The sequence below is a fragment of the Escherichia sp. MOD1-EC7011 genome (assembly GCF_002965005.1).
GTDB lineage: Bacteria > Pseudomonadota > Gammaproteobacteria > Enterobacterales > Enterobacteriaceae > Escherichia > Escherichia ruysiae.
This window is the reverse complement of sequence record NZ_PTRD01000015.1, coordinates 70,616-93,572: the sequence shown is the minus strand read 5'-3', so window position 1 is coordinate 93,572 and position 22,957 is coordinate 70,616. Positions and strand designations below refer to the sequence as shown.

The window sequence follows — 22,957 nt, the reverse complement described above, 5'->3', positions numbered from 1 at the left end:
GACTATACTTACGCCATTGAGGTAAAAAACAGCGTTTCATTCGGTGAATGGATAAGGCACAATGCCGGCCACCGTCCTCTTTATCTGGTTTCAGATGAAAGAAGACGGGCGAATCTGGTTAACAAAAGCGGTGCAATATGCAAGTTTTTATCATGCGTCACGGCGACGCAGCCCTCGATGCCGCCAGTGATTCGGTTCGTCCTCTGACCACTAACGGTTGTGACGAATCTCGCCTGATGGCGAACTGGCTGAAAGGTCAAAAAGTGGAAATCGAACGCGTTCTGGTGAGCCCGTTCCTGCGAGCCGAGCAAACACTGGACGAAGTAGGGGATTGTCTGAACCTGCCTTCCAGTGCAGAAGTTCTGCCGGAGTTAACGCCCTGCGGCGATGTTGGCCTGGTCAGTGCCTATCTGCAGGCGTTGACCAATGAAGGTGTTGCTTCGGTACTGGTGATCTCCCACCTACCCTTAGTCGGATATCTGGTCGCTGAGTTATGTCCGGGCGAAACGCCGCCTATGTTTACCACCTCGGCCATTGCCAGCGTAACGCTTGATGAAAGCGGAAAAGGTCAATTCAACTGGCAGATGAGCCCGTGTAATCTGAAGATGGCAAAAGCAATTTGATATGAACGTGTAAGGCCCGCTGGCGTAAGCTTTCGGGCCTTAGTTTTGCTTACTGTATTGAAATTATTGCTATTTAAATGCGTTTAATCCTCCTGTTATGAAAAAATAAATGTTTCCATTTATAGCAAGGTCAGTTATTTATTTTCACAAAGTTACATATGGAAGTAATTGTTGCTTTTTTGCATGGGTTATTATTTTTCGAAAAGATGTGTTAAAAAATAAAGAGAGAGATTATTGAGCAGGTATTTTAGGGTCTTGATATAATATTAATTCAGAAAAATTAAGATTATATCTTCGGGAAGATATAATCACAATTGCCATATTTATTTTTAGCTGTTTTATGATCCAGAATCATTCATGGGGTAAAGTGTTCGTGCCGTTTTGATGAAATGTTCTGCTGTTTTTTGAGATAACCCTCAAGATATTATTTGCAGTATTGATTATTTAAAAATTTCTACACAGTGTTGTTAGTAAATTTAAATTGAACCACTCTCATTAAAATATCAATATTGCCGCCACGCCAAAGAATATCATCTCGTGCAACCCGTATTTTATGGATCAGAAATCCTATTCAATGGTTGGTTAAAAGCTGCTGAAGAAAGATTGAGGGATTTTATCGTCAATATTTCAGTTGGCTTATATTCTAATTATTTATGGTTTAAGGACAAATAATGAGTAAGTTTGTAAAAACAGCTATTGCAGCAGCAATGGTAATGGGTGCGTTCACTTCAACATCTTCTTTCGCAGAAGGTAACAACGGTACTGCCCGTTTTTACGGCACCATTGAAGATTCAGTTTGCTCAATCGTACCAGACGATCACAAACTGGAAGTGGATATGGGTAATATCGGTGCAGATAAACTGAAAAACAACGGCACTACCACGCCGAAAGATTTCCAGATTCGTTTACAGGATTGCGTGTTTGATACCCAAACTACCATGACCACTACCTTCACCGGTACTGTGTCTACGGCGAATAGCGGCAACTATTACACCATTTTTAATACTGATACCGGTGCGGCGTTTAACAACGTGAGCCTGGCGATTGGTGATCAACAAGGAACCTCTTACAAAAGTGGCGCTGGCATTAATCAGCAGATCGTAAAAGATACTGCAACCTCCAAAGGCAAACCGAAGCAAACTTTAAACTTTAAAGCCTGGCTGGTAGGTGCGACTGACGCGCCGGACCTGGGTGGTTTTGAAGCTAATACCACCTTCCAGATTACCTATCTCTAAGGTATGTCCCCTCATAGCAGCAATGCTATGAGGGGTTTTTAGCGTTTCGATAGTCTTTAAATAACCATGGATGGATACGTGTATGCCTGACCATTCCCTTTTCCGCTTACGGGCGCTTCCCTGGTGCGTTGCCATGGCAATATCTGGATGCCATATCAATGCCTGGGCCGACGAAGATATTCAGTTTGATTCCCGTTTTCTGGAATTAAAAGGCGACACGAAAATTGATCTGAAGCGTTTTTCCAGCCAGGGGTATGTTGAACCGGGTAAATATAATTTACAGGTTCAGGTAAATAAACAGCCGTTACCCGATGAATATGATATTTACTGGTATGCGTCAGAAAATGATAAAAATAAAACTTACGCCTGCCTGTCGCCAGAGCTGGTGGCACAGCTTGGTTTTAAAGAAGATATTGCACAAAAATTGCAATGAGATCACGACGGTAAATGCCTAAAACCAGGTCAACTTGACGGTCTGGAAATACATGCTGATTTAAGCCAGTCCGCACTGCTCATCACCTTACCGCAGGCTTATCTTGAATACAGCGATGTAGACTGGGATCCGCCTTCGCGCTGGGATGATGGCATTCCCGGTTTCATTGCCGATTACAGCATCAACGCCCAAACCCGACACGAAGAAAATGGCGGCGATGACAGCAACGACATCAGCGGCAACGGTACGGTTGGCGTTAACCTCGGGGCGTGGCGCCTGCGCGCCGACTGGCAGAGTGATTATCAGCATACCCGCAGCAACGATGAAGAGACGGATAACAGCACCGAGAAAAACTGGGACTGGAGCCGTTACTACGCCTGGCGTGCGTTACCGAGTCTGAAAGCCAAACTGGCACTTGGCGAAGACTACCTCGACTCCGATATTTTTGACGGTTTTAACTACATCGGCGGTAGCATCAGCACCGACGATCAAATGTTGCCGCCGAACCTGCGCGGCTATGCTCCGGATATTTCCGGCGTGGCGCATACAGCGGCGAAAGTCACCGTCAGCCAGGCCGGGCGCATAATTTATGAAACCCAGGTGCCTGCCGGGCCATTCCGTATTCAGGATCTCGGTGAATTTAACTCTGGTACGCTGCATGTGCGCATTGAAGAGTTGAACGGCCAGGTGCAAGAGTATGACATCAGCACCGCTTCCATGCCGTTCCTGACACGTCCGGGCCAGGTGCGATACAAAGTGATGATGGGGCGCCCGCAGGAGTGGGGGCACCATGTGCAAGGCGGATTCTTCTCCGGTGGTGAAGCGTCCTGGGGGATAGCCAACGGCTGGTCGCTGTACGGCGGGGCGCTGGGCGATGAAAACTACCAGTCTGCCGCGCTTGGCATCGGGCGCGATCTCTCCATTTTCGGCGCGATGGCGTTTGATATTACCCATTCACATACCCGGCTTGACGATTCAACCGCTTACGGCAAGGGCACACTCGACGGTAACTCTTTCCGCGTCAGTTACTCCAAAGACTTTGATGATCTAAACAGCCGCGTCACCTTCGCGGGATACCGCTTCTCTGAAGAAAACTATATGACCATGAGCGAGTATCTGGACGCGAATGACAGCGAAATGGTCCGCGCCGGCAATGATAAAGAGATGTACACCGCCACCTATAACCAGAACTTCAGGGGTGCCGGCGTTTCTGTTTATCTGAACTATACGCGCCATACCTACTGGGATCGCGAGGAGCAGACCAACTACAACGTCATGCTCTCCCATTATTTCAACATGGGCGGCATTCGTAACATGAGTATCTCCCTGACAGGTTATCGCTACGAGTATGACAACAGCGCCGATAAAGGCATCTATATCTCCTTAAGTATGCCGTGGGGTGATAACAGCACCATGAGTTACAACGGCAACTACGGCAGCGGTTCAGACAGCAGTCAGGTGGGATACTTCAACCGTATTGATGACGCCAGCCACTATCAGATAAACGTTGGCAGCAGTGAAAATCACTCCAGTGTCGATGGCTATTACAGCCATGACGGTTCAATGGCACATGTGGATCTGAGTGCTAACTACCATGAAGGGCAGTACACTTCTGCCGGCTTGTCGCTGCAAGGCGGAGCCACGTTAACTGCGCACGGTGGCGCGTTGCATCGTACTCAAAACATGGGCGGGACGCGCCTGCTTATCGATGCTGACGGCGTGGCTGACGTACCGGTCGAAGGTAACGGTTCAGCGGTGTACACCAACATGTTTGGTAAAGCCGTCGTTGCGGACGTCAATAACTACTACCGTAACCAGGCCACTATTGACCTGACCAGACTGCCAGAGGACGCCGAAGCCACGCAGTCAGTGGTGCAGGCGACGCTGACCGAAGGGGCTATTGGCTACCGTAAATTTGCGGTCATCAGCGGGCAAAAGGCGATGGCTGTCCTGCGCCTGAGTGACGGCAGTTATCCACCATTTGGTGCAGAAGTGAAAAACGAACACGACCAGCAGGTCGGCCTGGTCGACGATGACGGTAACGTCTATCTGGCCGGGGTAAAAGCGGGTGAGCGTATGAGTGTCTCATGGAATGGGGCGTCCCACTGTGAGATCGCCCTGCCAGACCCGCTGCCTGCCGATCTGTTCAACGGCCTGTTACTGCCGTGTAAGCAAAAAGGCGCGGTGGGGCCTGCCACTCCGCTGGAAATCAAACCGGTGATTCAGGAACAGACGCAGCAGCTCACTCCGGGTACTCCGCCAGTCGCTATCTCCGCTAACCAATAACGTGATTAAGGAATGATCCATGTATACACAGACTAATACCGCAAAAATGGTTGCCCCGGCGCTGGCGCTGCTGGTGACCGCCGCCAGTTTTACAACCCACGCATCGGTAACGCCCGACCGCACCCGACTGATCTTCAAAGAAAGTGACAAATCCATCAGCGTCACGTTGCGCAATAACGACCCTAAGCTGCCATACCTGGCGCAAAGCTGGATAGAAGACGAAAAGGGCAACAAAATCAGCTCGCCATTGACGGTTCTGCCGCCGGTACAGCGCATTGATGCGATGATGAATGGTCAGGTAAAAGTCCAGGGAATGCCGGATATCAGCAAGTTACCTGCCGATCGTGAGAGCATGTTCTACTTTAATGTGCGTGAAATTCCGCCAAAATCGAACAAACCGAACACCCTGCAAATTGCGCTGCAAACGCGTATCAAACTGTTCTGGCGACCGAAGGCGCTGGCAGAAATCAACATGAGAGATCCGTGGCAGCACAAGGTGACTTTAACCCGCAATGGTCAGACCTTCACCGTTAATAACCCGACGCCGTATTACGTGATCCTCAGCAACGCCAGTACGCAGAAAAATGGTAATCCGGCAGCCGGGTTTACGCCGCTGGTGATGCCGCCGAAAACGTCCGCACCGCTGAATGTGAAGATGGACAGTGTGCCGGTGCTGACTTACGTCAACGACTACGGTGCGCGACTTTCGCTGATCTTTAAATGCAACGGCAATAATTGCCAGGTGGATGCAGAGCAGAGCCGCAAAGGCTGATGCCGGGAGAGTCTTATGAAATACACGTTTCTGGTGGGAACGGGGATTTTGCTCCTGAGCGGCTGGCTGACGGGCAACATGGCCGTCGCGGGAGAAAGTAAACAGGTGTCATTATCGTTGCGCGTTCTGGTGGATGGGCCACCGCCCTGTTCCGTGAAGGGGAGCAATGTTGAATTTGGCGATGTGTACATTAACAAAATTAATGGCACAAATTACCGCACGACGGGTGCGCTTTATACCCTGAACTGCGGTAACAGGGCATCAGGTGTTGATGATCTGCGGATGCAGCTTAAAGGCACCACCACCGTGATTAACGGGGAAACGGTCATTGCGACGCAAATTTCAGGCCTGGGTATCCGTATTGAAAACGGTGCCGATAACTCCCTGTTTAAAGTCGGTGAAGGTAACTGGTCTGACTTCAATGTTAACCAGTTGCCCGGTCTCAAAGCGGTGCCGGTAAAACAGAGCGGAGTGCAGCTTACGCCAGCGGAATTTAACGCCAGTATGACGATGGTGGTGGATTACCAGTGAAAAAACTCTCATTCCTTTTACTCTGCGTCTGTGGCGGCGTGGCCCAGGCAGCAAATGAAGACATCACCTTCCACGGTACGCTGGTGTCACCGCCTGTCTGTACCATCAGCGGGGGAAAGACCATCGAAGTGGAATTTCGCGATCTTATCATCGACAGCATCAACGGGGATTATGGTCGCAGGGAAGTGAACTATGACCTGAACTGTGACTCCGCAGTACGCGATCCCGACTGGATTATGACGCTCACCTGGACGGGAACGCAGACCGCGTACAACGACTCGGCTATCGAAACCGACGTTCCCGGCTTTGGTATTGAGCTTCAGCACGATGGTCAGCGTTTTAAGCTGAATACGCCGCTTGCCATTAACGCCACCGATTTTACGCAAAAGCCGAAGCTGGAGGCTGTACCCGTGAAGTCGGCCGATGCGGTGTTGAGTGATACCACGTTTTCGGCCTGGGCAACATTGCGGGTGGATTATCAATGAAGACAGGACGCATTTATTCGCTCGGCTACGCGCTGTTAGCTGGCCTGCTGCTGACGGGTAGCACTCGTACCCTGGCCGTGGACAACAACCTGCATTTTTCCGGCAACTTATTAAGCCGCTCCTGTACGCTGGTGGTTGATGGCGGAAATCTGGCAGAAGTGCATTTTCCTGCCATCAGCCGTCAGGATCTTGTGGTCGCCGGGGAGTCCCCGCGCGTTCCGGTGGTGTTTAAGCTGAAAGATTGTAAGGGGCCGGCGAGTTACCAGGTGCAGGTGACGCTTACCGGTACGGAAGACAGCGAGCAGCCGGGTTTTCTCGCGCTGGATACCACTTCAGCCGCTCAGGGCGTCGGGATTGGGCTGGAGACAACCGACGGTGTGCGGGTGTCGATTAACAACCCGACCGGGGCGAAATTTACGCTCAGCGACGGCAGTAATGATATTCATTTCAGGGCCTGGCTGCAGGCGAAAAGCGGTCGCGATGTCACGCTCGGTGATTTTACCGCCAGCCTGACGGCAACTTTTGAGTATATATAAGATGAAAAAAATACGATTACTGTTTTGCGCCATGCTGGTGCTGTGCTTTAGCCAGGGAGGCCAGGCTAAATTGGGTTCAACCTATGATAACGTGAAGATCTATTATGGCAGTATTGGGGTAAATGGAAAGATTTACTTCTATCTTGATTTGCTAACCACTACTGGAGTTTACCATGGGGAGTATTATCAGGATCGAGACTCTCGCGTCACTTTGGGAGATCTTCCTAATCGGTCATGGACGGGACCTGGAAACATCCCAGCCCCCAAAATAACGATCCGATCAGGAGATGATGCCTCCCTTTCTTTTTGTCCAGGTGTTAAAGAAGTTGATAAAGATATGCCCTGGGAATGTGGTGTTCTCACAATGACCATATCGGTCGACGGTGCGGCAGAAACGTGTCCGTGGTTGGTGGGTCTTAAGGCGGACACCAGGGCTACTGTATACCATAATTATCAACCGTTTTATGAATACTATTACGGCCCGACAACCTATACAACAACCTGCCCAGGCGAGCCATTAACAAATTATGATATCTCCTGGAGTGACAGCCGCGTTGTACACACCAGGGTTTTGAATCTGAAATCAACAGGGTCAGTGATTGAACAAAACTTATCGACCTACCTGATGAAAGATGGTCAGCTCTGCGATGGCAGTGGAACGGATGAACGCGCAGCCTATTGTCGCTTTGTAAATCAGTTGATTACCTTTACTGCTGAAGGATGTGATGACGCTAAAGTGACGGTGGCGCCTACGCAGCACCCTATTACCGATCGACAACTGCACGATATGTTAGTGCGTGTTGATACCAGTAGCAGGCAGCCAATAGACGCCACGTGCCGTTTCCAGTACGTATTGAATATGCTGTAGCGCCCTGGCCGGATAAGGCGTTCACGCCGCATCCGGCATTTCTTGTCGGATGCGATGCTGACGCATCTTATCCGACCTGCAAATTCTATATCCGGTTGTTGTCATTCAGGGCAACTCTGGCGGCAGCCACTCTTCCACTTCAATCAACACCAACAACGCCGCATCACCGCCATACTCTTTCGGTGCCTGGTGAAACGCCATGACATGCGGATGTTGCGCCAGCCACAGCGGCGTTTGCTGCTTCAAAATATGCTTCCCGTGACCATGCATCACACAGGCGCAAAACACATGCTCACGGCGGCAGGCGGCAATCAACGCGCCTAACTCTTGTTTGGCCTGAAGCTGCGTCAGACCATGCAGATCCAAAAACAGCTCCGGCGAATAATCGCCACGGCGCAGTTTCTTCGCCTCAAAATGACTCACATCCGGGCGAACATATTTCACCGGACCTTCGGTATTTAATAACGGCTGAAACTCATCGGAGAAATAATGGCTGGCATCAGCCTGCTCCTGAATCAACCGCTTGACCGGCACTTCGCTGACTTTTTTTCGTTGTGGACGATGGACAATCGTGTCCTGCTTAATTTTGCGAGTACCCGCCATCAACTGGCGAAACAGTGCCTGATCCTCCTCGCTGAGTGTTGTTTTCTTTTTCATTTATGCATCTCTATTTTAATTTTCCTACAGTTTACCCGACTCGCAGCGCAATCGAACGGTCAAAACATAATTTTCCTGCGTCATCGCCGCGTGAATGCTGATTTATCGTCATCTTCATGGCAAACTAGCCGCCGAAATTAATGCGACCATGCCCTGGAGGAATACGTGGATAAAATTTTCGTCGATGAAGCAGTAAATGAGCTGCAAACCATTCAGGACATGTTGCGCTGGTCGGTTAGCCGCTTCAGCGCGGCAAATATCTGGTACGGTCACGGCACAGACAACCCGTGGGACGAAGCTGTGCAACTGGTATTGCCATCGCTCTATCTGCCGCTGGATATTCCGGAAGATATGCGTAACGCCCGCCTGACCTCCAGCGAAAAACATCGTATTGTTGAGCGCGTGATCCGCCGCGTCAACGAACGCATTCCGGTGGCTTACCTGACCAACAAAGCCTGGTTCTGCGGCCATGAATTTTACGTCGATGAACGCGTACTGGTGCCACGTTCGCCGATTGGTGAACTGATCAACAATAAATTTGCCGGGCTTATCAGCAAACAACCGCAGCATATTCTGGATATGTGCACTGGCAGCGGATGCATTGCCATTGCCTGCGCTTATGCCTTCCCGGAAGCGGAAGTTGATGCGGTGGATATCTCTCCCGACGCGCTGGCGGTTGCCGAACAGAACATCGAAGAACACGGTTTGATCCATAACGTCATTCCGATTCGATCCGATCTGTTCCGTGACTTGCCGAAAGTGCAGTACGACCTGATCGTCACCAACCCGCCGTATGTCGATGCGGAAGATATGTCCGACCTGCCAAACGAATATCGTCACGAGCCGGAACTGGGCCTGGCATCTGGCACTGACGGCCTGAAACTGACGCGCCGCATTCTCGGTAACGCGGCAGATTACCTTGCTGATGATGGCGTGCTGATTTGTGAAGTGGGCAACAGCATGGTACATCTTATGGAACAATATCCGGATGTTCCGTTCACCTGGCTGGAGTTTGATAACGGCGGCGACGGTGTGTTTATGCTCACCAAAGCGCAGCTTGTTGCGGCGCGGGAACATTTTGGAATTTATAAAGATTAAGTAAACACGCAAACACAACAATAACGGAGCCGTGATGGCTGGAAACACAATAGGACAACTCTTTCGCGTAACCACCTTCGGCGAATCGCACGGGCTGGCGCTCGGCTGTATCGTCGATGGTGTGCCGCCAGGCATCCCGCTCACGGAAGCGGATCTGCAACACGATCTCGACCGTCGTCGCCCAGGGACATCGCGCTATACCACCCAGCGCCGCGAGCCGGATCAGGTCAAAATTCTCTCCGGCGTTTTTGAAGGCGTCACCACCGGCACCAGCATTGGCTTGTTGATCGAAAACACCGATCAGCGTTCTCAGGATTACAGCGCGATTAAGGACGTTTTCCGCCCAGGCCATGCCGATTACACCTACGAACAAAAATACGGCCTGCGCGATTATCGCGGCGGCGGACGCTCGTCCGCCCGCGAAACCGCCATGCGCGTTGCGGCAGGGGCGATTGCCAAAAAATATCTCGCTGAGAAATTTGGCATCGAAATTCGCGGCTGCCTGACCCAGATGGGTGATATTCCACTGGAAATCAAAGACTGGTCGCAGGTTGAGCAAAATCCATTCTTCTGCCCGGATCCGGACAAAATCGAAGCCTTAGATGAACTGATGCGTGCGCTGAAAAAAGAGGGCGACTCCATCGGTGCGAAAGTCACCGTTGTTGCCAGTGGCGTCCCCGCCGGGCTTGGCGAGCCGGTATTTGATCGCCTGGATGCCGACATCGCCCACGCGCTGATGAGCATCAACGCGGTGAAAGGCGTGGAAATTGGCGATGGTTTTGACGTGGTGGCGCTGCGCGGCAGCCAGAATCGCGACGAAATCACCAAAGAAGGTTTTCAGAGCAACCACGCAGGCGGCATTCTTGGTGGCATCAGCAGCGGGCAGCAAATCATTGCCCATATGGCGCTGAAACCGACCTCCAGCATTACCGTGCCGGGGCGTACCATTAACCGCTTTGGCGAAGAAGTCGAGATGATCACCAAAGGCCGTCACGATCCCTGTGTCGGGATCCGCGCGGTGCCGATCGCTGAAGCGATGCTGGCGATCGTTTTGATGGATCACCTGTTACGGCAACGGGCGCAAAATGCCGATGTGAAGACTGATATTCCACGCTGGTAAAACATGAACAAAACCGCGATTGCGCTGCTGGCTCTGCTTGCCAGTAGCGCCAGCCTGGCAGCGACGCCGTGGCAAAAAATAACCCAACCTGTGCCGGGTAGCGCACAATCGATAGGCAGTTTTTCCAATGGCTGTATCGTCGGTGCTGACACGCTGCCGATACACTCCGAACATTATCAGGTGATGCGTACCGACCAGCGCCGCTATTTCGGACACCCGGATCTGGTGATGTTTATTCAGCGTCTGAGTAGCCAGGTGAACAATCTGGGCATGGGTACGGTGCTGATTGGCGATATGGGGATGCCCGCTGGTGGGCGTTTCAACGGCGGTCACGCCAGCCACCAGACCGGACTGGATGTTGATATCTTCTTGCAACTGCCGAAAACACGCTGGACCTCCGCGCAGCTCTTGCGCCCGCAAGCACTGGACTTAGTTTCCCGCGACGGTAAACACGTTGTTCCGACGCTGTGGAAGCCAGAAATTTTCAGCTTGATCAAACTCGCCGCCCAGGACAAAGACGTCACGCGCATTTTTGTTAATCCGGCGATTAAACAACAACTTTGCCTTGATGCGGGCACCGATCGCGACTGGTTGCGCAAAGTGCGACCCTGGTTCCAGCATCGCGCGCATATGCATGTACGATTACGTTGTCCTGCCGATAGTCTGGAGTGTGAAGATCAACCTTTACCGCCGCCGGGCGATGGCTGCGGGGCAGAACTGCAAAGCTGGTTTGAACCACCGAAACCAGGAACAACCAAGCCTGAGAAGAAGACACCGCCTCCGTTGCCGCCTTCCTGCCAGGCGCTACTGGATGAGCACGTGATCTAATGGAAACGTTTAATAGCCTGTTTATGGTCTCCCCGCTATTGCTGGGCGTTCTCTTTTTTGTCGCCATGCTGGCGGGATTTATTGACTCGATTGCCGGTGGCGGTGGGTTACTTACCATTCCGGCGTTAATGGCGGCGGGGATGTCTCCCGCTAACGCGCTGGCAACCAATAAACTGCAAGCCTGCGGCGGCTCTATTTCCGCCACTATCTACTTTATTCGCCGCAAAGTGGTTAGTTTAAGCGATCAGAAACTCAATATCGCCATGACCTTTGTCGGCTCAATGAGCGGCGCACTGCTGGTGCAATACGTTCAGGCTGATGTCTTACGGCAGATTTTGCCCATTCTGGTAATTTGTATCGGCCTCTATTTCTTGCTGATGCCAAAGCTGGGAGAAGAAGATCGCCAGCGCCGGATGTACGGCCTACCTTTCGCGTTAATTGCTGGTGGTTGTGTCGGTTTTTACGATGGATTCTTTGGCCCGGCTGCCGGATCGTTTTACGCGCTGGCCTTCGTTACGCTGTGCGGATTCAACCTCGCCAAAGCCACGGCTCACGCTAAATTACTTAACGCAACGTCAAACATAGGCGGTTTGCTGCTGTTTATTCTCGGCGGCAAAGTGATTTGGGCGACAGGATTCGTGATGCTGGTGGGGCAGTTCCTCGGTGCGCGCATGGGTTCAAGACTGGTGTTGAGCAAAGGACAAAAGCTGATCCGCCCGATGATCGTTATTGTATCGGCAGTGATGAGTGCCAAATTACTTTATGATAGCCACGGACAGGAGATCCTCCACTGGTTGGGGATGAACTAATGAACAGTACACACCACTATGAGCAGTTGATTGAAATTTTTAATAGCTGCTTTGCCGATGAATTTAATACCCGTCTGATTAAAGGCGACGACGAACCGATCTATCTTCCTGCTGATGCGGAAATACCGTTTAACCGAATCGTCTTTGCTCATGGTTTTTATGCCAGCGCAATTCATGAGATTTCGCACTGGTGTATTGCCGGGAAAGCGCGCCGTGAACTGGTTGATTTCGGCTACTGGTATTGCCCGGACGGACGCGATGCCCAAACGCAAAGCCAGTTTGAAGATGTTGAAGTTAAGCCGCAGGCGCTGGACTGGTTGTTCTGCGTGGCGGCGGGATATCCGTTTAACGTTAGCTGCGACAATCTGGAAGGCGACTTCGAACCGGATCGCGTGGTGTTCCAGCGACGCGTACATGCGCAGGTGATGGATTATCTGGCAAACGGTATTCCCGAACGTCCGGCACGCTTCATAAACGCATTACAAAATTATTATCACACGCCGGAAATTACGGCGGAACAGTTCCCGTGGCCAGAAGAGCTCAACTGAAGCCAGCGCCACGTTTTACAATGAGGAAAGAAGATGATCGCGGAGTTTGAATCACGCATTCTGGCATTAATCGACGGTATGGTTGACCATGCCAGTGATGATGAGTTGTTTGCCAGTGGATATTTGCGTGGCCACCTGACGTTAGCCATCGCAGAACTGGAAAGTGGTGATGACCACTCCGCCCAGGCTGTGCATACAACCGTTAGCCAGAGTCTGGAAAAAGCCATTGGCGCCGGTGAATTGTCGCCGCGTGACCAGGCGCTGGTTACCGATATGTGGGAAAACCTGTTTCAGCAGGCGTCACAGCAGTAAGTTGTTGGCGTCTGGAGCACCATGCCTGATGCGACGCTTGCCGCGTCTTATCAGGCCTACATGTTACCGTAGGTCGGATAAGGCGTTCACGCCGCATCCGACAAACAATGCCAAAGCTGATTACCCGGCCTTCACCATTTTACCTTTCAACAATTTCCGTACCCATAACCGATTCGGATTTAACGCCGCCAGCGTACTGGCATCCATCGGAATCGGTTCGTCGCTCATCTGCGCCGCCAGAATTTCGGCACACAGCGGGGCAGAACACAAACCACGCGAACCCAAAGCTGCAAGCATAAACAGATCGTCATAAACCGGCGCGCTTACCGCCTCATCTTTCTGTTCCGCCAGCGAGGCATATTCCGCGAGCGTTGCGTCATAATCGGGAACATTGCCCACCATAGGCAGATGATCGCGGGTGGCACAACGTACACCGCAACGCGCCTCTTTATCACTGACATCGACTTCTGTCGTCCATTTCGCCTGCGGGAAACAATCAATCAACCGCTGGCGATTCTGCTGCTGATCATCTTCACTGTACGTCGTATCTTCACTACCGCGATGGTAACTGGCGCCAATACAATGATGCTGATTTGCCGGATTTTGCGGCGTGAGATAACCGTCATAACACAGCACCTGCTTCAGTTTCGCCAGTTCCGGTGTTGTCGGAATATGGCTAACCTGACCGGCAACTGAATACACCGGCAGAGGCGATGTTTGGCTGAAACGGCTAATTTGATGTCCGTTCGCCAGTACCACCACACTATGCGTCGCTTGCTTATCACCTGCAAAATTCAGCAACCAACAGTCATCCTTATGGGATAAGTCCTGTAACTGGTGTTGATAACGAATCTGTAAACCTTGCTGTTGCGCCAGTTCCAGCACATTACGGGTCAGTTCTGCCGGGCACAACCAGCCACCTTGCGGATATGTAATACCGCCGCAATTTGTTACTACACCTGTAACGCCTTCAACCTCATTCGCCCCGACTGCAACAGCCAGATCTGCGGGTAAATCCATCGACAGCATCTGCGCGATTTTATGCTGGCTTTTCTCATCCCAGCCTAACTGCGTGACGCCGCACCAGTCATGATCAAATTTAACGGGCAATAAATCGTAAAGCCGACGAGCAAAAGTAAACGCATTAGAGAAAAAGCGGTTCAGCGCCTCATCATGTTTGCTTAATAACGGATACAGCGCCCCCTGGCGATTGCCGGAAGCACCCAGTGCAGGGGCATCATCCGCGCAATAAAGCGTTACCTGCCAGTCGCGACGCAACAGCGCCAGAGACAATAACGCGCTGGCGATGCCGCCGCCGATAACTGCGGCTTCCCGTTTGCTGCTGCCTGTACGGTTAAACCACGGCGTGGAGGAGGGGAGTGGTAATGTCTGTTCCATTACGCCACAAAGCATTTCCCGTTTTCGCCCAAAGCCCTTACGCTTTTGCATTGTGAATCCGGCTTCCTGCAAACCGCGACGGACAAATCCGGCAGAAGTGAAGGTCGCCAGCGTGCCGCCAGGACGCGCCAGACGCGCCATGGCATTAAACAGGTTTTGCGTCCACATATCCGGGTTTTTCGCGGGCGCAAAGCCGTCCAGAAACCAGGCATCCACTTTTTGATTCAGCGAATCGTCCAGTTGGCTGGTCAGTTCGTTAATGTCGCCAAACCATAAATCCAGCGTTACGCGTCCTTCATCGAGCAATAAACGATGGCAACCGGGTAAGGGTAAAGGCCACTGCGCCTGGAGTTGTTCCGCCCACGGCGCCAGTTCCGGCCAGTGTTGATGCGCTAACGCTAAATCAGCACGGGTGAGGGGAAATTTCTCAAAACTAATGAAATGCAATCGCTGCAATTGTGCCTGCGGATGCGCCTGGCGAAACTGATCAAATGCCTGCCACAGCGTCAGGAAGTTTAATCCGGTGCCGAAGCCGCTCTCAGCTACCACAAACAGAGGATGTGGATGAGCAGGAAAACGTGCCTCTAATTGGTTACCCCCCAGAAAGACATAACGCGTCTCTTCCAGTCCGTTATCGTTGGAAAAATAGACATCGTCAAAATCTCGGGAAACAGGTGTACCCTCAGCATTAAATTCGAGGTTGGCAGGTTGTATTGCGTAGTGTTTCACGTAAGTTACTCGTCTTACAGGCGGTGGCTCGATCTTAGCGATGTGTGTCAGGCTGCGCAAATTTCTCTATAAATTGTCTGATCGGACTTGTTCGGCGTACAAGTGTACGCTATTGTGCATTCGAAACTTACTCTATGTGCGACTTACAGAGGTATTGAATGAAACGTGCAGTGATTACTGGCCTGGGCATTGTTTCCAGCATCGGTAATAACCAGCAGGAAGTCCTGGCATCTCTGCGTGAAGGACGTTCAGGGATCACTTTCTCTCAGGAGCTGAAGGATTCCGGCATGCGTAGCCACGTCTGGGGCAACGTAAAACTGGATACCACTGGCCTCATTGACCGCAAAGTTGTGCGCTTTATGAGCGACGCATCCATCTATGCATTCCTTTCTATGGAGCAGGCAATTGCAGATGCTGGCCTCTCTCCGGAAGCTTACCAGAATAACCCGCGCGTTGGCCTGATTGCAGGTTCCGGCGGCGGTTCCCCGCGTTTCCAGGTGTTCGGCGCTGACGCAATGCGTGGCCCGCGCGGCCTGAAAGCGGTTGGCCCGTATGTGGTCACCAAAGCGATGGCATCTGGCGTTTCTGCCTGCCTCGCCACACCGTTTAAAATTCACGGTGTTAACTACTCCATCAGCTCCGCGTGTGCGACTTCCGCACACTGTATCGGTAACGCAGTCGAGCAGATCCAACTGGGCAAACAAGATATCGTGTTTGCTGGCGGCGGCGAAGAGCTGTGTTGGGAAATGGCGTGTGAATTCGACGCAATGGGTGCGCTGTCTACCAAATACAACGACACCCCGGAAAAAGCCTCCCGTACTTATGACGCTCATCGTGATGGTTTCGTTATCGCTGGCGGCGGTGGTATGGTCGTGGTGGAAGAGCTGGAACACGCTCTGGCACGTGGCGCCCACATCTACGCTGAAATCGTTGGCTACGGCGCAACGTCTGATGGCGCAGATATGGTTGCTCCGTCTGGTGAAGGTGCGGTTCGCTGCATGAAGATGGCGATGCACGGCGTTGATACCCCAATCGACTACCTGAACTCTCACGGTACTTCAACTCCGGTTGGCGACGTGAAAGAGCTGGCGGCTATCCGTGAAGTGTTCGGCGATAAGAGCCCTGCGATTTCTGCAACCAAAGCAATGACCGGTCACTCACTGGGCGCGGCGGGTGTGCAGGAAGCTATCTACTCTCTGCTGATGCTGGAACACGGCTTTATCGCCCCGAGCATCAACATTGAAGAGCTGGACGAACAGGCGGCGGGTCTGAACATCGTGACCGAAACAACCGATCGCGAACTGACTACCGTTATGTCTAACAGCTTCGGCTTCGGCGGCACCAACGCCACGCTGGTAATGCGTAAGCTGAAAGATTAATAGATAGAGTCGGTCGGATAAAACGCGTCAGCGTCGCATCCGACACTAACGCAAAAGGGAGCCTGATGGTTCCCTTTTTCACATCATTGACAATTGCCGCCTGTTCCAGGCAAACTTCCCGCTTTGTCGATTTCCTTCTGAAAAGACGTAAGCGTTAAATCCTGCCAACGCACCGTAACCCTGAAACCAGAGAGATGAGACGGGGAAATTCCTCGCCTTGCGCTGCATTCTGGAGTAATGCATGACTGCTGTAAGCCAAACAGAAACACGATCTTCTGCCAATTTTTCACTCTTTCGTATCGCCTTTGCGGTTTTTCTAACTTACATGACCGTAGGGTTACCGTTGCCGGTTATCCCGCTGTTTGTTCATCATGAACTGGGCTATGGCAACACCATGGTCGGGATTGCCGTCGGCATTCAGTTTCTGGCTACGGTGCTGACGCGTGGCTACGCCGGGCGGCTGGCCGATCAATATGGCGCAAAACGTTCGGCGCTTCAGGGGATGTTAGCTTGTGGTCTGGCTGGCGGCGCGCTGCTGCTGGCGGCGCTTTTACCCGTCTCTGCACCGATTAAATTTGCTCTGCTGGTCGTTGGGCGTTTAATTCTTGGTTTTGGTGAAAGTCAGTTACTGACGGGGGCTTTGACATGGGGATTAGGCATTGTCGGACCGAAACACTCCGGTAAAGTGATGTCCTGGAACGGAATGGCCATTTACGGCGCACTGGCAGTCGGTGCACCGCTTGGCTTACTGATTCATAGCCATTATGGTTTTGCCGCACTGGCGCTTACTACAATGGCATTGCCGTTACTGGCGTGGGTCTGCAATGGCACAGTACGCAAAGTACCGGCAATGACGGGAGAACGCCCATCGCTGTGGAGCGTTATCGGGCTTATCTGGAAACCAGGACTAGGTCTGGCGCTTCAGGGGGTTGGCTTTGCGGTTATCGGGACTTTTGTTTCGCTCTACTTTGCCAGCAAAGGATGGGCGATGGCGGGCTTTACGCTCACAGCCTTTGGCGGCGCCTTTGTCGTTATGCGCGTGATGTTTGGCTGGATGCCAGATCGTTTTGGCGGCGTAAAAGTGGCGATTGTCTCTCTGCTGGTGGAAACGATAGGCTTGTTGTTGCTCTGGCAGGCGCCGGCCGCGTGGGTCGCATTAGCGGGTGCGGCGTTAACCGGAGCAGGGTGTTCGCTTATTTTCCCTGCGCTGGGTGTGGAAGTGGTTAAACGTGTTCCTTCCCAGGTTCGCGGTACTGCGCTCGGCGGCTATGCCGCGTTTCAGGATATCGCCCTCGGCGTTTCCGGGCCGCTGGCGGGAGTGCTGGCGACCTCGTTTGGCTACTCTTCGGTATTTCTTGCTGGGGCGATATCGGCGGTGCTGGGGATTATCGTGACGATACTGTCGTTTCGCCGGTGTTAACTCACCAGCCAAACCAACATCACAACGATGACGACGAATAATATCCACAAGCTGGGGCGCATTGACATTTTTTGTATCGTGTCAATGAATGGGGTAAAGGGATTGAACAGCGGTTGAATATTACGCGGTTCAATGCCTTTCACCCGCCGCTGATAGAGCTGGTTAAGGATATCCTCGGCCTGTGCAGAAGTCAGGGCTGAATGCGTAGAAAGGCCATACTTTTGCTCAACATAGGTCGATAATACCGTCAGCTCGCTGGCATCCAGTGGCTGTTTTAGCGCCATCTGGAGCGACTCCAGCGTCGGTGTGTGTTGCTGACTTAACGCCTGACGCGCCTGTAACCAGGTGACGAGATGGTTAAACTGTTTCGCCGGAATCAACTCGCCATCTTTCACCCCTGAAAGTTCCAGCATCGATTGCCAGATCTGTTTACTGGGTTCCCCCGTGGCTGCCGCGAGTTTTGTGACCAGTTGCTTGAGAGTATTGTGCTCTGCTGGTAATAAAGGTCGCTCGGTCGCCTGGCGCTGTTGCGGCTGTGGGATAACCATCTTCCCTTCTTGTAGCAGAGTCAGGACGGTTTTTAATTGCTCCGGTGAGAGTTGATTCAGAGGTGTCTGGCCAAAATTATGCCGGATATAATCCGTGACGGCCTGACGATTATTCCCCAGACGTAAATATTCCCCCAATTGAGCCAGAAGTTGGCGGACAGAATAACTTTTTTGCGCAGATAGCAGACGTTGCGCAAGGTTTTGTTCTGCGGCCGGGAAGTGGCGTGAAAGCAAAGGTGAATCACCCGGCAGACCGATATCGTGCTTTATATTGGCCCACAATTCCGCTCTCTGCTGTTGCGTCAGCGAAGTTATTTTGGTCATCAAACTTTCCAACGCGGTACGTTGCAAGCTGGATAAAGGTTGATTACCTGCGCCAGACGACAGGTTATCCCCCTGCCCTGGTGGTTGCGCAGGAGGAAGGCCTGAAAGAGGTTGTATCATTATGTATCCTTATACCTGAAATCATCGCAAGTATGCCTGGCCGCGAGATTATGGCACACTTATCCGGTTAACTCTCGTTCTCATACAGGTAGCACAAACGTGAAAATCCTTGTTGATGAAAATATGCCTTATGCCCGCGAATTATTTAGCCGTCTGGGTGAGGTGAAAGCGGTTCCGGGGCGTCCAATTCCAGTCGCTGAACTGGATGATGCAGATGCGCTGATGGTGCGTTCAGTCACAAAAGTGAACGCGTCGCTGCTGACGGGGAAACCGATAAAATTTGTTGGCACTGCCACGGCAGGGACAGACCATGTTGATGAGGCATGGTTGAAGCAGGTGGGGATTGGTTTTTCTGCGGCACCTGGCTGTAATGCGATTGCGGTAGTGGAATACGTTTTCTCGTCATTGCTGATGCTTGCCGAACGCGATGGATTTTCACTGCATGACCGTACCGTGGGGATCGTGGGCGTCGGTAATGTCGGTCGTCGATTACAGGCGCGGCTGGAGGCGTTGGGGATTAAAACTTTGCTTTGCGATCCGCCACGCGCCGATCGTGGGGATGAGGGGAATTTCCGTTCTCTTGATGAGCTGGTTCAGCACGCAGATGTTCTGACTTTCCATACACCGCTCTTTAAAGATGGGCCGTACAAAACGCTACATCTGGCGGATGAAAAACTGATCCGTAGCCTTAAACCTGGAGCGATCCTGATTAACGCCTGCCGTGGCGCAGTCGTCGATAATACCGCCCTGCTGACCTGTCTGAACGAAGGTCAGAAATTAAGCGTGGTGCTGGATGTCTGGGAAGGCGAACCGGAACTCAACGTGGAACTGTTGAAGAAAGTGGATATCGGCACGCCGCATATTGCCGGTTATACCCTAGAAGGAAAAGCGCGCGGTACTACGCAAGTGTTTGAAGCCTATAGCAAGTTTATTGGTCATGAACAACACGTTGCGCTGGATACATTGCTGCCAACGCCAGAGTTTGGTCGCATTACGCTGCATGGCTCGCTCGATCAGCCAACGCTGAAAAGGCTGGTGCATTTGGTGTATGATGTGCGCCGCGATGACGCACCGCTGCGTAAAGTCGCCGGAATACCGGGTGAGTTTGATAAACTGCGCAAAAACTACCTTGAGCGCCGTGAATGGTCGTCTCTGTATGTGATCTGTGATGACGCCAGCGCGGCGGCATTACTGTGTAAACTGGGTTTTAACGCCGTTCATCATCCGGCACGTTAATCTCTTCTTCATGCTCTCTGCTGTAATATCGGCAGGGAGTTTTGCTATTTCTGGAGTAAACCACCATGTCTGAAGGCTGGAACATTGCCGTCCTGGGCGCAACTGGCGCTGTGGGCGAAGCCCTGCTTGAAACGCTGGCTGAACGTCAGTTCCCGGTTGGGGAAATTTATGCACTGGCACGTAACGAAAGCGCAGGCGAACAACTGCGCTTTGGTGGTAAGACAATCACCGTGCAGGATGCCGCTGAATTCGACTGGACGCAGGCGCAACTGGCATTTTTTGTCGCAGGCAAAGAAGCGACCGCTGCCTGGGTTGAAGAAGCGACCAACGCGGGTTGTCTGGTGATCGACAGCAGCGGATTGTTTGCTCTCGAACCCGACGTACCGCTGGTGGTGCCGGAAGTAAACCCGTTTGTACTGACCGATTACCGCAACCGGAATGTCATCGCCGTACCGGACAGCCTGACCAGCCAGTTACTGGCGGCACTGAAACCGTTAATCGATCAAGGAGGTTTGTCTCGTATCAGCGTCACCAGCCTGATTTCTGCCTCCGCCCAGGGTAAAAAAGCGGTCGATGCGTTAGCGGGGCAGAGCGCGAAACTGCTGAACGGTATTCCGATTGATGAAGAAGATTTCTTTGGGCGTCAGCTGGCGTTCAACATGCTGCCCTTATTGCCGGATCGCGAAGGTAGCGTGCGCGAAGAACGCCGTATCGTCGATGAAGTGCGCAAAATCATGCAGGACGAAGGACTGATGATCTCGGCAAGTGTTGTTCAGGCACCGGTATTTTACGGTCATGCCCAGATGGTCAATTTTGAAGCACTGCGTCCGCTGGCGGCAGAAGAAGCGCGTGATGCGTTTGCTCAAAGCGAAGATATTGAGCTTTCTGAAGAGAATGAATTTCCAACGCAGGTGGGCGATGCTTCCGGGTCGCCGCATCTTTCTGTTGGTTGCGTGCGTAATGACTATGGTATGCCGGAGCAAATTCAGTTCTGGTCGGTGGCTGATAACGTTCGCTTTGGCGGCGCATTGATGGCAGTGAAGATCGCTGAAAAACTGGTGCAGGAGTACCTGTACTAATGTCCGACCAGCAACAACCGCCAGTTTATAAAATTGCGCTGGGCATTGAGTACGACGGCAGCAGATATTACGGCTGGCAACGGCAGAACGAAGTTCGCAGCGTGCAGGAGAAGCTGGAAAAGGCGCTCTCGCAGGTGGCGAACGAACCGATCACCGTCTTCTGCGCCGGGCGTACCGACGCAGGCGTACACGGCACCGGGCAGGTTGTGCATTTCGAAACGACCGCGCAGCGCAAAGACGCTGCGTGGACGTTGGGCGTAAATGCGAATTTACCTGGTGACATCGCCGTGCGTTGGGTTAAAGCTGTACCCGATGATTTTCATGCCCGATTTAGCGCCACGGCTCGCCGTTATCGCTACATCATCTACAATCATCGGCTGCGCCCGGCAGTGCTGAGTAAAGGGGTAACCCACTTTTACGAACCGCTGGACGCCGAACGGATGCATCGGGCTGCACAATGTCTGCTGGGCGAGAATGATTTCACCTCGTTTCGCGCGGTGCAATGTCAGTCCCGAACGCCGTGGCGCAACGTTATGCATATCAACGTCACGCGTCACGGTCCTTATGTGGTGGTGGATATCAAAGCGAATGCCTTTGTACACCATATGGTGAGGAATATTGTAGGCAGCCTGATGGAAGTCGGTGCCCACAACCAGCCAGAGAGCTGGATAGCAGAGCTGTTGGCGGCAAAGGACAGAACGCTGGCGGCAGCAACGGCGAAAGCGGAAGGACTGTATCTGGTTGCGGTGGATTACCCTGACCGGTTTGATCTTCCAAAGCCGCCAATGGGCCCGCTATTTCTGGCGGACTAACGAGAATAATGCTCTGAACATTTCAGGCCGTAGCCAACGCAGTTACGGCCTGAAAGAGTAAGAGCAAAAGGCATAGGCAATTATGGACCTGATTTATTTCCTCATCGATTTTATCCTGCACATTGATGTGCATCTGGCGGAGCTGGTCGCAGAGTATGGCGTCTGGGTTTATGCCATCCTGTTTTTGATTTTGTTCTGTGAAACCGGTCTGGTGGTGACACCGTTTCTGCCGGGAGATTCGCTGCTGTTTGTCGCTGGAGCACTGGCTTCGCTTGAAACCAACGATCTCAATGTTCATATGATGGTCGTACTGATGTTAATTGCCGCGATTGTTGGTGATGCAGTTAACTACACCATCGGACGGTTGTTCGGTGAAAAATTATTCAGTAATCCGAACTCGAAAATTTTCCGGCGTAGCTATCTCGACAAAACGCATCAGTTTTATGAGAAACACGGTGGCAAAACCATTATTCTCGCCCGTTTTGTGCCGATCGTCAGAACGTTCGCCCCGTTCGTTGCGGGGATGGGCCACATGTCGTACCGTCATTTCGCCGCTTACAATGTGATCGGCGCGCTGTTATGGGTACTGCTTTTTACCTACGCAGGCTATTTCTTCGGTACAATCCCAATGGTTCAGGATAACCTTAAACTGCTGATCGTCGGGATTATTGTGGTTTCCATATTGCCGGGCGTCATCGAAATTATCCGTCACAAACGCGCTGCGGCACGCGCCGCAAAATAAAGTAACTCGGCGGTTCGACCACTTTTTTA

The 22,957-nt window shown here is 52.1% G+C and carries 22 protein-coding genes and 1 pseudogene; 20 read left to right on the top strand and 3 right to left on the bottom strand.

What is annotated here, in order from left to right; translation table 11 throughout:
- Positions 1-137: 137 nt before the first annotated feature.
- From sixA to A7098_RS07545, 8 genes and pseudogenes are all read left to right on the top strand, one after another.
- Positions 138-623 carry a phosphohistidine phosphatase SixA gene (gene sixA / locus A7098_RS07580; protein WP_001195811.1) on the top strand — a complete coding sequence of 162 codons (486 nt, stop codon included), beginning with the start codon at positions 138-140 and terminating at the stop codon, positions 621-623.
- Positions 624-1,294: 671 nt separating this feature from the next.
- Positions 1,295-1,858, top strand: a complete 564-nt coding sequence (locus tag A7098_RS07575) for a fimbrial protein (RefSeq protein ID WP_000033321.1) — start codon at positions 1,295-1,297, stop codon at positions 1,856-1,858.
- 82 nt (positions 1,859-1,940) lie between these two features.
- Positions 1,941-4,577 (top strand): annotated as a pseudogene (locus tag A7098_RS07570) (fimbrial biogenesis outer membrane usher protein).
- A gap of 19 nt (positions 4,578-4,596) precedes the next feature.
- Positions 4,597-5,349, top strand: a complete 753-nt coding sequence (locus A7098_RS07565) for a fimbria/pilus periplasmic chaperone (RefSeq protein ID WP_032225821.1) — start codon at positions 4,597-4,599, stop codon at positions 5,347-5,349.
- 15 nt (positions 5,350-5,364) lie between these two features.
- On the top strand, positions 5,365-5,880 hold the full coding sequence (locus A7098_RS07560) for a fimbrial protein (RefSeq protein ID WP_105280584.1): 516 nt from the start codon (positions 5,365-5,367) through the stop codon (positions 5,878-5,880).
- Entirely contained in the window at positions 5,877-6,365 is a 489-nt protein-coding gene (locus A7098_RS07555; RefSeq protein WP_105280583.1) for a fimbrial protein, read from the top strand. Before A7098_RS07560 ends, A7098_RS07555 begins: the two co-directional genes overlap by 4 nt.
- The gene (locus A7098_RS07550; RefSeq protein WP_105280582.1) at positions 6,362-6,901 is read left to right on the top strand and encodes a fimbrial protein; all 540 of its coding nucleotides are present in this window, start codon (positions 6,362-6,364) and stop codon (positions 6,899-6,901) included. Before A7098_RS07555 ends, A7098_RS07550 begins: the two co-directional genes overlap by 4 nt.
- A gap of 1 nt (position 6,902) precedes the next feature.
- Entirely contained in the window at positions 6,903-7,769 is an 867-nt protein-coding gene (locus A7098_RS07545; RefSeq protein WP_105280581.1) for a StfH/YfcO family fimbrial adhesin, read from the top strand.
- A 105-nt stretch (positions 7,770-7,874) separates the two neighbouring features.
- On the opposite strand, the gene smrB is transcribed toward A7098_RS07545, so the two are convergent.
- Positions 7,875-8,426, bottom strand: coding sequence for an endonuclease SmrB (gene smrB / locus A7098_RS07540; RefSeq protein ID WP_000730816.1), 552 nt, complete (start codon positions 8,424-8,426; stop codon positions 7,875-7,877).
- A 165-nt stretch (positions 8,427-8,591) separates the two neighbouring features.
- On the opposite strand from smrB, the gene prmB reads away from it, so the two are divergent.
- The 6 genes from prmB to A7098_RS07510 are packed head-to-tail and all read left to right on the top strand — an operon-like array spanning position 8,592 to position 13,141.
- Positions 8,592-9,524, top strand: coding sequence for a 50S ribosomal protein L3 N(5)-glutamine methyltransferase (prmB, locus tag A7098_RS07535; RefSeq protein WP_010346713.1), 933 nt, complete (start codon positions 8,592-8,594; stop codon positions 9,522-9,524).
- Positions 9,525-9,558: 34 nt separating this feature from the next.
- Positions 9,559-10,644 (top strand): chorismate synthase, encoded by a 1,086-nt coding sequence (gene aroC, locus A7098_RS07530; RefSeq protein ID WP_032225813.1) that lies wholly within the window; start codon positions 9,559-9,561, stop codon positions 10,642-10,644.
- Between the two features lie 3 nt (positions 10,645-10,647).
- Complete coding sequence (gene mepA, locus A7098_RS07525) at positions 10,648-11,472, top strand: penicillin-insensitive murein endopeptidase (RefSeq protein WP_105280580.1); 825 nt, start codon at positions 10,648-10,650, stop codon at positions 11,470-11,472.
- Complete coding sequence (locus tag A7098_RS07520) at positions 11,472-12,281, top strand: sulfite exporter TauE/SafE family protein (protein WP_000447361.1); 810 nt, start codon at positions 11,472-11,474, stop codon at positions 12,279-12,281. The genes mepA and A7098_RS07520 overlap by 1 nt, the downstream gene beginning before the upstream one ends.
- Positions 12,281-12,829, top strand: coding sequence for an elongation factor P hydroxylase (gene epmC, locus A7098_RS07515; RefSeq protein ID WP_001089228.1), 549 nt, complete (start codon positions 12,281-12,283; stop codon positions 12,827-12,829). Before A7098_RS07520 ends, epmC begins: the two co-directional genes overlap by 1 nt.
- A gap of 33 nt (positions 12,830-12,862) precedes the next feature.
- Positions 12,863-13,141: a YfcL family protein gene (locus A7098_RS07510; protein ID WP_000559764.1), complete on the top strand. Its 279-nt coding sequence runs from the start codon at positions 12,863-12,865 to the stop codon at positions 13,139-13,141.
- A gap of 120 nt (positions 13,142-13,261) precedes the next feature.
- Here A7098_RS07510 and mnmC read toward each other — a convergent pair whose 3' ends face one another.
- Positions 13,262-15,268 carry a bifunctional tRNA (5-methylaminomethyl-2-thiouridine)(34)-methyltransferase MnmD/FAD-dependent 5-carboxymethylaminomethyl-2-thiouridine(34) oxidoreductase MnmC gene (gene mnmC, locus A7098_RS07505; RefSeq protein ID WP_105280579.1) on the bottom strand — a complete coding sequence of 669 codons (2,007 nt, stop codon included), beginning with the start codon at positions 15,266-15,268 and terminating at the stop codon, positions 13,262-13,264.
- A 158-nt stretch (positions 15,269-15,426) separates the two neighbouring features.
- On the opposite strand from mnmC, the gene fabB reads away from it, so the two are divergent.
- Both fabB and A7098_RS07490 read left to right on the top strand, forming a co-directional pair.
- Positions 15,427-16,647, top strand: a complete 1,221-nt coding sequence (gene fabB, locus A7098_RS07500; RefSeq protein ID WP_000817178.1) for a beta-ketoacyl-ACP synthase I — start codon at positions 15,427-15,429, stop codon at positions 16,645-16,647.
- A gap of 241 nt (positions 16,648-16,888) precedes the next feature.
- Positions 16,889-18,067, top strand: coding sequence for an MFS transporter (locus A7098_RS07490; protein ID WP_000127793.1), 1,179 nt, complete (start codon positions 16,889-16,891; stop codon positions 18,065-18,067).
- Here the strand turns inward: A7098_RS07490 and flk are convergent.
- Positions 18,064-19,059 carry a flagella biosynthesis regulator Flk gene (gene flk, locus A7098_RS07485; protein WP_000615849.1) on the bottom strand — a complete coding sequence of 332 codons (996 nt, stop codon included), beginning with the start codon at positions 19,057-19,059 and terminating at the stop codon, positions 18,064-18,066. The two genes, A7098_RS07490 and flk, sit on opposite strands and share 4 nt — an antisense overlap.
- 99 nt (positions 19,060-19,158) lie before the next feature.
- Here flk and pdxB point away from each other — a divergent pair, with 99 nt between their 5' ends.
- The 4 genes from pdxB (at position 19,159) to A7098_RS07465 (ending at position 22,928) form a co-directional block, all read left to right on the top strand.
- Positions 19,159-20,295, top strand: coding sequence for a 4-phosphoerythronate dehydrogenase PdxB (pdxB, locus tag A7098_RS07480; RefSeq protein ID WP_085460976.1), 1,137 nt, complete (start codon positions 19,159-19,161; stop codon positions 20,293-20,295).
- Positions 20,296-20,360: 65 nt separating this feature from the next.
- Complete coding sequence (locus A7098_RS07475) at positions 20,361-21,374, top strand: aspartate-semialdehyde dehydrogenase (RefSeq protein WP_001289156.1); 1,014 nt, start codon at positions 20,361-20,363, stop codon at positions 21,372-21,374.
- Positions 21,374-22,186 (top strand): tRNA pseudouridine(38-40) synthase TruA, encoded by an 813-nt coding sequence (gene truA, locus A7098_RS07470; protein WP_001283597.1) that lies wholly within the window; start codon positions 21,374-21,376, stop codon positions 22,184-22,186. Before A7098_RS07475 ends, truA begins: the two co-directional genes overlap by 1 nt.
- 82 nt (positions 22,187-22,268) lie before the next feature.
- Positions 22,269-22,928 carry a DedA family protein gene (locus A7098_RS07465; protein WP_000364335.1) on the top strand — a complete coding sequence of 220 codons (660 nt, stop codon included), beginning with the start codon at positions 22,269-22,271 and terminating at the stop codon, positions 22,926-22,928.
- Positions 22,929-22,957 lie beyond the last annotated feature (29 nt).